This window comes from Wujia sp. (genome assembly GCF_056872695.1).
The window spans coordinates 25159-38049 of the sequence record NZ_DBMFCD010000001.1; the positions used below are offsets into that span (position 1 = coordinate 25159).

General features: G+C 44.7%; 10 protein-coding genes. 8 read left to right on the forward strand and 2 right to left on the reverse strand.

The features are described 5' to 3' along the window. Positions 1–62 precede the first annotated feature (62 nt). Positions 63–1421: a phosphoglucosamine mutase gene (glmM, locus tag ACZQK9_RS00115; protein ID WP_483269267.1), complete on the forward strand. Its 1359-nt coding sequence runs from the start codon at positions 63–65 to the stop codon at positions 1419–1421. 6 nt (positions 1422–1427) lie between these two features. Further along, entirely contained in the window at positions 1428–2843 is a 1416-nt protein-coding gene (locus ACZQK9_RS00120; RefSeq protein ID WP_178016411.1) for an exopolysaccharide biosynthesis polyprenyl glycosylphosphotransferase, read from the forward strand. Between the two features lie 79 nt (positions 2844–2922). Here the strand turns inward: ACZQK9_RS00120 and ACZQK9_RS00125 are convergent, their stop codons facing one another. Then, positions 2923–3267: a PilZ domain-containing protein gene (locus ACZQK9_RS00125; RefSeq protein WP_178016412.1), complete on the reverse strand. Its 345-nt coding sequence runs from the start codon at positions 3265–3267 to the stop codon at positions 2923–2925. 282 nt (positions 3268–3549) lie between these two features. On the opposite strand from ACZQK9_RS00125, the gene purF reads away from it, so the two are divergent. From purF to ACZQK9_RS00155, 6 genes are all read left to right on the forward strand, one after another. Then, a complete protein-coding gene (gene purF / locus ACZQK9_RS00130) occupies positions 3550–4986 on the forward strand; it encodes an amidophosphoribosyltransferase (RefSeq protein WP_177987167.1) in 1437 nt (478 codons plus the stop codon). A 53-nt stretch (positions 4987–5039) separates the two neighbouring features. Further along, positions 5040–6494 (forward strand): adenylosuccinate lyase, encoded by a 1455-nt coding sequence (purB, locus tag ACZQK9_RS00135; protein WP_178016413.1) that lies wholly within the window; start codon positions 5040–5042, stop codon positions 6492–6494. 120 nt (positions 6495–6614) lie between these two features. Beyond that, entirely contained in the window at positions 6615–7904 is a 1290-nt protein-coding gene (locus tag ACZQK9_RS00140; RefSeq protein ID WP_178016414.1) for an adenylosuccinate synthase, read from the forward strand. 140 nt (positions 7905–8044) lie between these two features. After that, complete coding sequence (locus ACZQK9_RS00145) at positions 8045–9499, forward strand: nicotinate phosphoribosyltransferase (protein ID WP_483269268.1); 1455 nt, start codon at positions 8045–8047, stop codon at positions 9497–9499. 121 nt (positions 9500–9620) lie between these two features. After that, on the forward strand, positions 9621–11051 hold the full coding sequence (locus ACZQK9_RS00150; RefSeq protein ID WP_178016416.1) for a 4Fe-4S dicluster domain-containing protein: 1431 nt from the start codon (positions 9621–9623) through the stop codon (positions 11049–11051). Between the two features lie 21 nt (positions 11052–11072). Then, a complete protein-coding gene (locus ACZQK9_RS00155; RefSeq protein ID WP_483269269.1) occupies positions 11073–11984 on the forward strand; it encodes an FHA domain-containing protein in 912 nt (303 codons plus the stop codon). 78 nt (positions 11985–12062) lie between these two features. Here the strand turns inward: ACZQK9_RS00155 and sigG are convergent, their stop codons facing one another. Then, complete coding sequence (gene sigG / locus ACZQK9_RS00160) at positions 12063–12848, reverse strand: RNA polymerase sporulation sigma factor SigG (RefSeq protein ID WP_178016418.1); 786 nt, start codon at positions 12846–12848, stop codon at positions 12063–12065. Positions 12849–12891: the final 43 nt, after the last annotated feature.

Sequence of the window (12891 nt, forward strand, 5' to 3'; positions counted from 1 at the left end):
TGCACACGTGCATAATTAACAAAAGGATAAAATTTAGGAAGCTAAATTGAAAGGGGAAAATGATGGGAAAATATTTCGGAACAGACGGATTCCGCGGTGAGGCAAATGTTGATCTGACAGTGGAGCATGCGTATAAGGTCGGAAGATATCTCGGATATTATTTTGGTAAGGAGAAACAGGGGGATGAACGGGCGCGAATCGTCATTGGAAAAGATACGAGACGTTCGAGCTATATGTTTGAATATTCTTTAGTTGCAGGACTGACAGCGAGTGGCGCAGATGTGTATCTGATGCATGTCACGCCAACGCCAAGTGTTTCCTATATCGTGCGTGCGGATGAGTTTGATTGTGGAATTATGATTTCTGCAAGCCACAATCCATTTTATGATAACGGAATCAAGATCATCAACAGCCATGGTGCGAAGATGGATGCGGCTGTTGAGAAGGAAATAGAAGATTATATTGATGGACTGGTACCGGAGATTCCGTTTGCAACCAAAGAAAAAATCGGACGGACGACCGATTATTCGATGGGTAGAAACCGTTATATTGGTTATCTGATGACACTTCCAACACGTGCATTCAAGAATCTGCGTGTCGGATTAGACTGTGCAAATGGTGCGTCTTCGACTGTAGCGAAAGCAGTTTTTGATGCGCTTGGAGCAAAGACCTATGTGATCAACAACACACCGGACGGTACGAATATCAATACGAATTGTGGATCTACCCATATTGAAGGACTTCAGAAGTTTGTAGTAGAGAATAATCTGGATGCCGGATTTGCTTACGATGGCGACGCAGATCGTTGTCTGGCTGTCGATGAGAAGGGCAATCTGGTCGATGGCGATGCTATTATCTATATCTGTGGAAAGTATCTGCGCGACCGCGGCAGACTGAACAATAACAAAGTTGTTACAACAGTTATGTCCAACCTTGGTTTATATAAGGCACTGGATGCGGAGGGCATCGGCTATGAGAAGACCGCAGTTGGAGATAAATATGTCTATGAGTGTATGATGGAAAATGGATATATCCTCGGCGGCGAGCAGAGCGGACATATCATTTTCTCGAAAAATGCAAGAACCGGTGATGGTGTTCTGACTTCTCTGAAGCTGATGGAAGCGATGGTGGAGGAGAAGATGCCTCTGTCTGAGTTGACACGCGGTCTAACAATTTACCCACAGCTCCTGGTAAATGTCAAGGTTACAAGCAAGAAGGACGTTATGGAAGATTCAGATGTGCTTGCAGCTGCGAAGAAGGTTGAGGAAGCACTTGGTGATGATGGACGAATCCTGCTTCGCCAGAGTGGTACAGAGCCACTGATCCGTGTGATGGTTGAAGCCAAGACAGATGCAATCTGTAAGGAACATGCAGACGCGGTAGTCGAAGTTATCCGTAGAAAGGGATATGAAGTACAGTAGGAGTTTATGAAAAATAACATCAGAAAACTTGAGACATCGCTTGTTTTTTTTCTCAAGGCAATTTTGAATTTGATATTGTTTTTTACTTTATATGGTATTTATGCGAAATCTAACTGGCAGCTGTGGAATCTGTCGAGAACATCCGGTATTACAATTGCGGCGTATATTGTGATGCATTATATGTTTTCGACGATTTACGGTCATTACGACATTGGCAAGCGGAAGAGTAAGCCGATTGTATTGTCATTATTTTTGAACCAGATTTTTACTGATGTGATTTCAGTGATCGTGTTGTCAATTATGAATACAAACCAGATGAATAATCATAGCTTCGTATTTGAACAGCCATATTTGTTGATACCAATACTGGCGATTCAGTTTGTGATGATTATGATATTTGTATATGGTGGGAATCATTTATATTTCAGAATTTACCAGCCGGAGGATTGTATTATTATAACGTCTTCACAACAAAGTTTAAATGAAATTGTGAGGGGGGTTCTGAAATATAAACTGCAATATAAAGTTAAACGTGTTGCGGATTACCGGGATGTGAACCTTAAGCAATATATTCTGGAACATGATACGATCTTTATCTATGACGTTCCTGTGCAGGACCGGACGCAGATATTAGAGTATTGTTATCAGAATATGAAAAATGTATATTTTAATCCGGATATGCATGATGTAATCGAAAAGAGTGCCAAGCATTTTATCTTAGATGATGTGTCAGTATACTGTAATTATTCCAAGGGACTTACCTTGGAACAGCGTTTTATCAAACGGGCGATGGATATTGTGATTTCTGTGATTGCGTTGATTCTTACATCACCGATTATGCTGGTGGTTGTGATTATGATTAAGCTTGATGATCGCGGAAGCATTATTTTCAAGCAGAATCGTGCAACGCGCGATGGAAAGATATTCTCGGTGTATAAGTTTCGGACGATGCGTGAAAATGTGGAGAATTATTCGGTTGTAGAGGATGATGAGCGTGTGACGCGTGTCGGAAAGTTTCTGCGGAAATACCGGCTGGATGAGATCCCGCAGTTTTTCAATGTATTGAAAGGTGACATGAGTGTGGTTGGACCAAGACCGGAAATGTTGGCAAATGTATTCAACTATACATCGATTCTGCCGGAGTTTGAATACCGCCTGCGTGTGAAGGCGGGTATTACCGGGCATGCACAGATTGCCGGAAAGTATAACACATCCCCGAAAGACAAACTGATTCTGGATCTGACGTATATTGAAGAGTACAGCTTCTGGCTGGATATCAAACTGTTGTTCCAGACGTTGATTGTTCTGTTCAAGAAGGATAGTACAGAGGCGTTTCACAGAGGGGAAGAACTGGTATTTGAAGAGTATCAGCCGCCAGAACAGGTAAAAGTTTCGGAGACTTCGATGGAAGAATGCGAATAAGAATAAAATAAAAAGAAAGAACTGTTCACGAAAACTTGTGTACAGCTCTTTCTTTTTCTATATAACAGAATTGAAATGTTTACAGGTTCTGCGCATACTCCTCAAATATGTAATCGTACATAGATGGCAGACCGACGAACTCACAGCCATAACGATAGCCGGTGTTGCCAATTGGTGTTACATACAGAATCTTCACAACGGATAAGATTACTTCTTCCCGGTTCTCGAATTCAATCGTTGCATTGAAATAATAATTGACCGGAAGCTTGGACAGGGACATAAAGCCGATACCAGCTTTGGATATATCGAAGACCTCGATTTCAGCATCAAGATTCTCGATTTTCACACCATCCTGCTTAAATAAATTAGAAACTTCCAATTTGAGTTTGATTGGAAGTCTGACGTTCTTTCTTTTTTCCTGCATACGAACCCTCCAGCTTGGAATTTTTATTAGATTGGCACTATTATATCAAAAAAACAAGTGAAACGCTATATAAATTCACGAAAACTCGAAAAAAACACATAAACTGTTTGATACTTTAAGTTATCTAGGTTATAATAAGCAAGGTTTGAAAAAAATATCAAAAAAAGAAGCAATATGCAGATAATGAGCAATGCGACGGCTGTGCTTGCACAAGCCGGCATATTGCGAAATACACATGGAGCCGCTAGGCGACATGATATTATAATGAGAGGAACGTGCGATATGAGTGATGTAATGGAACACTATCAGGATGATGGCCTGCACGAAGAATGCGGAGTCTTCGGCATGTATGATTTTGACGGACACGATGTGGCTAGAACGATCTACTATGGATTGTTCGCTTTGCAGCACCGGGGACAGGAGAGCTGTGGTATTGCGGTATCGGATACCGAAGGCCCAAAGGGCAAAGTGCTGTCTTCCAAAGGTATGGGACTTGTAAATGAAGTCTTCACGCAGGAAGACTTAGATAAGCTCAAAGGCAATATCGGTGTTGGACATGTACGATATTCGACAGCCGGTGCGAGTACCAGAGAGAATGCACAGCCGCTTGTACTGAATTATATCAAGGGTACCCTCGCTCTGGCACATAACGGGAATCTCGTCAATGCACCGGAGCTTCGAAGAGAACTCGCACATGATGGTGCAATCTTCCAGACGACGATCGACTCCGAGGTGATTGCATATCATATTGCCAGGGAACGTGTAAAGACATCTTCGGCAGAAGAAGCAGTTCAAAATGCCATGAAGAAGCTGGTCGGTTCCTATTCCCTGATTGTCATGAGTCCGAGAAAACTGATCGGTGCCCGTGATCCGTTTGGGTTCCGCCCGCTCTGCATCGGAAAACGCGACAATGCATATGTACTTGCATCCGAAAGCTGTGCCCTTGACACGATCGGAGCAGAGTTTATCCGGGATGTAGAACCCGGTGAAATGGTTGTTATATCGCCGGAGAAGGGGATTGAGAGCCATAAGGACATGTGCCAGAAGGAACATGGCAGATGCGTATTTGAATACATTTATTTCGCAAGACCGGACAGCGTGATTGACGGCATGAGCGTGTATCAGTCCCGTATCATCGCAGGAAGATGTCTCGCAAAGGACAGTCCGGTTGAGGCAGATTTAGTTGTTGGCGTACCGGAATCCGGAAATGCAGCTGCACTTGGATATTCGCTCGAATCCGGTATCCCATATGGAACCGCATTTGTAAAAAATGGCTACGTCGGAAGAACCTTTATCAAGCCGAAGCAGAGCCAGCGGGAATCCAGTGTGCGCGTGAAACTGAATGTCCTGAAGGATGCAGTCGAGGGAAAACGTGTTATCATGATTGACGATTCCATCGTGCGTGGGACGACAAGTGACCGGATCGTCAGCATGCTCAAGGAAGCCGGTGCGAAGGAAGTGCATGTGCGGATTTCATCCCCACCATTTTTGTATCCATGTTATTTCGGAACGGATGTGCCGGATAGCGACCAGCTGATCGCATACAATCGTACAATCGAGGAGATCCGTCAGATCATCGGTGCGGATTCGCTTGGATACTTGAAGCTGGAACGACTGCCGGAACTGACCGGAGGCAGACAGTTCTGCCAGGGATGTTTCACAGGAAAATGGCCAATTGATCCACCAAAAGAAGATATTCGTGGCGAATATGACGCATAAGGTGTATAATAGAAGAACATATGAGGAAAATATATAAATATTTGGAGGTTTTTATGAGCAGAGATAAGTATGTAAGCCCACTTTCAGAGAGATACGCAAGCAAGGAGATGCAGTATATCTTCTCCCCGGACATGAAGTTCAAGACATGGAGAAAATTATGGATCGCACTTGCTGAGACCGAAAAAGAGCTTGGATTAAAAGATGCCGATGGCAACCCACGTATCACAGACGAGCAGATTGAAGAACTGAAAAGCCATGTAGAGGATATCAACTACGATGTGGCAAAAGAGCGTGAAAAACTCGTGCGCCATGACGTTATGAGCCATGTGTATGCTTATGGCAAACAGTGCCCGAAGGCAGCAGGGATTATCCATCTGGGTGCAACAAGCTGCTATGTTGGAGATAACACAGATGTCATCATTATGACTGAGGCAATGAAGCTTGTCCGTACAAAGCTGATCAATGTGATCAATGAGCTTGCAAAGTTTGCAGATACATACAAGGATCTTCCAACACTGGCATTCACACATTTCCAGCCTGCACAGCCAACGACAGTTGGAAAGCGTGCAACACTCTGGATGCAGGAGCTGTTGCTGGATTTAGCAGACCTTGAATATATGATCGGTCAGCAGAAGCTGCTTGGGTGCAAAGGTACAACCGGTACACAGGCAAGTTTCCTTGAGCTGTTTGAGGGTGACCATGAGACAGTCAAGAAAATTGATGGAAAGATCGCAGAGAAGATGGGATTTGCAGCATGTTATCCGGTTTCCGGACAGACTTATTCCAGAAAGGTCGATGCAAGAGTTTTAAATGTACTTTCCGGTATCGCAATGTCTGCCCATAAGTTCTCAAACGATATCCGTCTCCTGCAGCACTTAAAGGAAGTGGAAGAGCCGTTCGAGAAGAACCAGATTGGTTCCTCTGCGATGGCGTATAAGCGGAATCCTATGCGGAGTGAGCGTATCGCATCCCTGTCAGACTATGTGATGGCAGATGCCTTAAATCCGGCAATCGTGGCTAGTACACAGTGGTTTGAGCGTACACTGGATGATTCTGCGAACAAGCGGATCTCTGTACCGGAAGCATTCCTTGCCATCGATGGTATTCTGGATCTTTACTTAAATGTCGTAGACGGACTTGTCGTATATGACAAGGTGATCTACCAGCACTTCATGAAGGAGATTCCTTTCATGGCGACGGAGAATATCATGATGGATGCCGTAAAACGTGGCGGAAACAGACAGGAGCTGCATGAGAAGATCCGTGAGTATTCGATGATCGCGGGTGAGCAGGTCAAGAAGTATGGAAATGAGAATAATTTGGTAGAGCTTATTGCCTGTGATTCTGCATTCGGCATGACACGCGAAGAGATTGAAGCATTGCTTGATCCGAAGAACTTTGTTGGACGTGCTCCGGAGCAGACAGCGGAGTTTCTGGCAGAGCAGATTCAGCCAATTCTTGATGCAAACAAAGATATCCTCGGTGTAAAGGCAGAGATTAACGTATAAGATGCATAATCATTGATGCGTATTGATTTTATTGTAAAAATAAAGTAAAATAAAAAGGTCGGCTGTGGTCGGCACACTATTAATTGCAAAGTGATAAAAACGGAGGTAACAGGTTAGACTATGGTACAGGCAGTAGTAGGCGCCAATTGGGGTGACGAAGGAAAAGGTAAAATTACAGACATGCTCGCAGAGAAGGCAGATATTATCGTGCGTTTTCAGGGTGGAGCAAATGCAGGTCATACAATCGTAAATAACTATGGAAAGTTTGCATTGCATACACTTCCTTCTGGCGTATTTTATGACCATACAACCAGCATTATCGGAAATGGTGTTGCACTGAATATCCCGGTACTGTTCAACGAAGTAAAATCAATTACAGACAAGGGAGTTCCGATGCCGAAGATTCTCGTATCGGACCGTGCACAGATGGTAATGCCATATCATGTATTGTTCGATGCATATGAAGAGGAGAGACTGGCAGGAAAGTCTTTCGGCTCTACAAAGTCTGGTATTGCACCGTTTTATTCAGATAAATATGCAAAGATTGGTTTTCAGGTAAGTGAGCTGTTTGACGATGAGGCAGCCTTGCGCGACAAGATTGAGCGTGTGATCGCATCGAAGAACGTATTGTTAGAGTATCTGTACAAGAAGCCGCTTCTGACCGTGGATGAAGTGTACAACACATTGATGGAGTACAAGGAGATGGTTGCTCCGTTCGTATGTGATGTATCTGCTTATTTGTATCAGGCAATCAAGGACGGAAAGCATATCCTCTTAGAGGGACAGCTCGGTTCCATGAAGGATCCGGATCACGGTATCTATCCGATGGTAACATCTTCTTCCACACTGGCTGCTTATGGCGCGATTGGAGCAGGTATTCCTCCATATGAGATCAAGCAGATCGTAACAGTATGTAAGGCATATTCATCCGCTGTTGGAGCAGGTGAATTTGTCAGTGAGATATTCGGAGAAGAAGCGGATGAGCTTCGCCGCCGTGGTGGTGATGGAGGCGAGTTCGGTGCGACAACCGGACGTCCAAGACGTATGGGATGGTTTGACTGTGTGGCATCGAAGTATGGCTGTCGTATCCAGGGTACAACCGATGTTGCATTTACAGTATTGGATGTACTTGGTTATCTCGATGAGATTCCGGTCTGTGTCGGCTATGACATCGACGGAGAGGTAACAACGGACTTCCCGACAACTGCAAAGTTAAAGAAAGCAAAGCCGGTATATAAGGTGCTTCCGGGATGGAAACAGGATATCCGGGGAATTAAGAAGTACGAGGATCTTCCGGAGAACTGCCGTAAGTATATCGAGTTTATCGAGGAACAGATTGGATTCCCGATTACGATGGTTTCCAATGGACCGAAGAGATCCGATATTATCTATCGTGGATTTAACAACTAAATTTAACAACTAAGAAATAAAAGACAAAGGCTGTTGCACCATCGCTTTGGTGCAGCAGTTTTTCTAATTATGGAAACATGAAGCGTATGAAAGCATGAAATCGTATGTTTTCGGGCATGGGAAATGGAGATGTTTATTCTATGAGAAATCTGACAATGTTGATGGACTATTACGAACTGACGATGTCCAACGGATACTTTGAAAAAGGATTTAAAGATAAGATGGTTGTATTCGATATGTTCTACCGGAAGAATCCGGACAACGGCGGTTTTGTTGTATCTGCCGGATTAGAGCAGTTGATTGAGTATATCGAGGATATGCATTTCTCGAGGGAAGATATCGAGTTCCTTCGGAGCAAGGGCGAGTTCTCGGAAGGGTTCCTGCAGTATCTGGCGGATTTTAAGTTTACAGGAAATATCGATGCGCTGCCGGAGGGAACAATCTGCTATCCAAATACTCCGCTTGTCACGGTGACGGCACCGGTGATCGAGGCACAGCTGATCGAGACGATGCTGCTTCTTACGATGAATTTCCAGTCACTCATTGCGACGAAAGCATCCCGTATCTGCCGGACGGCAGCGGAGAGCGGTGCGGTCGTGATGGAGTTCGGTGCGAGACGTGCACATGGGGGTGATGCGGCAATCCTCGGTGCGAGAGCTGCGTATATCGGTGGCGCGGCTGCGACGGCAACGGTCATGGCAGATGAGCAGTTTGGTGTGCCGGCGATTGGTACGATGGCACATAGCTGGATACAGTTTTTTGACAATGAATATGAAGCATTTAAAGCGTATGCAGAGGTGTATCCTGACAACTGTACCCTGCTGATCGATACCTATGATATCTTAAATAGTGGTCTGGTGAATGCCATCCGCGTGGCAAAGGAAGTGTTGGAGCCTGACGGAAAACGCCTGAAAGGTGTGCGTATCGACAGTGGCGATCTGGCGTATTTCTCCAAGAAAATCCGCAAGACACTTGATGCACATGACATGCAGGATTGTAAGATCGTTGTGTCGAACAGTGTGGACGAATTCCTGATGCAGTCACTGAAGAAACAGAATGCAAGCATCAATTCTTACGGTGTCGGAGAGCGTATGATCACCTCAAAGTCTGATCCGGTTTTTGGCGGTGTGTATAAGCTTGCCGCTGTGCAGAACGATGCTGGGGAATTTGTACCGAAGATCAAGATTTCCGAGAACGTTGAGAAAATCACAAATCCGGGCAGAAAGAAACTGTGGCGAATCTACAGCAGGGAGACCGGGTATGCACTGGCAGATTTGATCACGATGTACGATGAGGTAGTAAATGGAGATGAGCCATTTGCCTATGTCGATCCAGTGAAGCCTTGGAAGAAGATGAGATTTGAAAATGTGGATGTGAAGGAATTACAGGTACCGATTTTCCGAGATGGAAAACTTGTTTATGACAAGCCGGAGCTTGATGCAATCAAGGCATATGTGACAGAACAGCTCGACCACCAGATTTGGGAGGAGGAGCAGCGGTTTACGAATCCGCACATCCATTATGTCGATCTGTCGAAAAAACTGTATGAAGTGAAAGAGGAGATGCTTTCACAGGGACAAGGGGAGCTTCACTAAAAAATATTTAAAAATAAGCGGTATCCGTTGACAGAAATTATCAGAAATATTAAGATAATTATATATGTTTCAGGATATGACATAGAATTAGGAGAAGGAGAGGAAACTCTCTACAAAGAATATGAGAAAATTTGACACCAGAACCCAATATTTCCGTTATGAAGTGCTGCGCGAGGTTGCGCGTATGGCGTGGGATGGCACACTGCTCGAAGGAATCCTGGATATTCCGATGAAGATTATTCCGGGCAAAAAGCCGACGATGCGGTGCTGTGTATTCAAGGAACGCGCAATCGTGAGTGAACAGGTTAAGATGGCAATGGGCGGCAATCCGGACAATGATAATGTGATTGAAGTCATGGAGATTGCCTGTGATGAGTGTCCGGTTGGCGGATATGAAGTCGGACAGCATTGTCGTGGATGTCTGGCACACCGGTGTGCGGATGCCTGTAAGTTTGGTGCTATCACGATTGATGAGCATCAGAAGGCGCATATTGATAAATCAAAGTGCAAAGAGTGCGGAGCCTGTGCGAAGGCATGCCCGTACAGTGCGATTTCCGATTTCAAGCGTCCATGTCAGCAGGCATGTAAGATTGGCGCCATCACAATGAATGAAGATCAGGAAGCGAAGATTGATAACGACAAATGTATTGCTTGCGGTGCATGCGTATATCAGTGCCCGTTTGGTGCCATCAACGAAAAGTCGTATATATTGCAGGTCATTAATATGCTAAAGGATAGTGACCACGGAAAGAACTATAAAGTCTATGCAGCGGTTGCACCTGCGATTGCCGGTCAGTTTATCTATGCGAAGCGCGGACAGGTCATCAGTGGAATCAAGGCGCTTGGCTTTGATGAGGTTGTGGAGGTTGCGCTTGGCGCAGATATGACAACCTGGCATGAATCACAGGAGCTACGGGAGAAGGGTATGCTGACTAGCTCGTGCTGCCCGGCATTCGTGACTTATGTGGAGAAGAATTTCCCGGATATGCTGCCGTATGTATCTTCGACATTGTCACCGATGGCGATGATCGGTAAACATATCAAGGAGCAGGACCCGACAGCAAAGGTTGTATTTATCGGACCATGTACTGCAAAAAAGATGGAGATCCGTAAGGAAACGGTTGCACCGTATATTGACAGTGCACTGACTTTCGAGGAACTACAGGCAGTGCTTGACAGCCGGGAGATTGACATTACGACATTGGAAGAGGAAAGTCTGGAGAATGCTTCTTACTTTGGACGTATCTTTGCTCACACAGGTGGCTTGAGCAGTGCTGTAAAGCAGGGTATGAAAGAACAGGGAGCAGAGGACTTTGAATTGAAACCGGTTGTCTGCGACGGTATAGAAGAATGTAAGATTGCGTTGCTCAAGCTGCGCAGAAATATGTTGGATGGAAACTTTATGGAGGGCATGGCGTGTCAGGGTGGCTGTGTCAACGGAAACGGAAATCTGACGCATATGGCGAAGAGCCGTATGGATGTAGAAAAATATGGTAAGGAAGCTGCTGATAAGACGATTGAAGGTGCGATATCAGAGTTTCACCTGCAATAAAATGTAACAGGGGGATAAACCATGGATCAGGTACAGGAAAGTTATGATGAATTTAATTTGAATTTCAGAATAGAAGATACTGTAATTGTAAATCAGACGGAGATGGAAGGATTCAATGCATTTTTCCTTGGAAACCAGTCCACCTGTCAGCAGAGCGTCGTGGAAGGTGTGCGCGTCTTGTCGTACAAGATTCCGGCAACTCTGCCGCTCGGTCAGTTTTTGAAGAAGCAGTTGTACAAGGGTGAGTTTCTCTCAATCTTGTCCAATATATTAAATCAGCTGTTGTACTTCGAAGACCGCAACATGCCGGTCAAGAAGGTGCTTCTGAACACGAAGTATATGTATATTGAACTGTCAAATCTGCATGTACAGCTGTTGTATATGCCGATTGAGAAGGATTTTGCGGATTGTAACGTCTGTGAGTTTGTGCAGAATTTTATTAGTAAGATCCGGTTCGCAGATATGCAGTGTGTAAACTGTGTTGATCAGATCCTGCATTATCTGGACAGCCGTTTGATGTTTTCCTTGCGAGAGTTCTATACATTTATTATTGAACTTCAGAAGGAAGAAATTCTGAAAGATGATATCGATCTTGGCGAAGGCGAGACAACGGTTTTGCAGCAGATGAGCTATAGCAACATTACTCCATATCTCGTTCGCTCGAGAACAAACGCGCTAATTCCAATTGAGAAGACTGAGTTCGTAGTCGGAAAGTCTTCCGAGTGTGATTACCAGATTCCGGATAACCGGAAGGTAAGCCGGAAGCATTGCAGTTTCCGTATCAGCAACGGAGAATGCTATATCCGCGATGAAAATTCAACAAACCATACCTATGTAAACGGAAAGATGATCCAGCCAGGATTTGATGTCATGCTGAAAAACGATGACTATATCCGTATGGCTGATGAAGAGTTTAAATATTGGGTAAGATAATTGAATAAGAAGTAGATATAAAAGAGCACGGCGTTTGAGGGGTTACCTCCGTTTATGAAACACCGTGCTTTTATATAATTATTCATCTGCCAGATAATGCCGCATGGATTTTAATGCATTTTTCTCTAACCGGCTGACCTGTGCCTGAGAGATTGCAATCTCGTCGGCAACTTCTGTCTGGGTTTTCCCTTCAAAGAAACGAAGCCGGATGATGTTTAACTCCCGCTCATCGAGTCGGTGCATCGCTTCCTGCAAGGCGAGAGACTGTACCCAGTTTTCTTCTTTGTTCTTCTTGTCTTTGACCTGATCCATCAGATATAAAACATCCTGCCCTTCCTGATATACAGGTTCAAATAAAGACATCGGTGTTGCGATGGCATCTAAGGCAGTGACAATGTCTTCTTTAGGAAGATCAAGCTCCTGTGAAATCTCGTCAATGGTTGGTTCCCGATCATTTTTCTTTGTGAGGATATCCCGCGTGTAGATTGCTTTATACGCGATGTCACGCAGTGACCGGGAGACGCGGATTGCGTTGTTGTCCCGCATGTAGCGGCGGCACTCGCCGATGATCATGGGAACCGCATACGTCGAAAATTTGACATCCAGTGTCTGGTCGAAATTATCTAACGCCTTGATCAGTCCGATACACCCGACCTGAAAGAGGTCGTCCGAACTTTCTATATTATTTCCTGAAAATCTCTGAATCACACTTAGTACAAGCCGGAGGTTCCCCCGGATGAATTCTTCTCTGGCACTTTTGTCGCCGGCGTTCATACGGACAAATAATGCACGCTTTTCTTCTTCGCTAAGTAATGGAAGCTTACTGGTATTGACACCACAGATTACTACTTTATTTCCAGCCATGATTCGATATCTCCTGTAACCGTTATAGTCTGATACCTAAAAG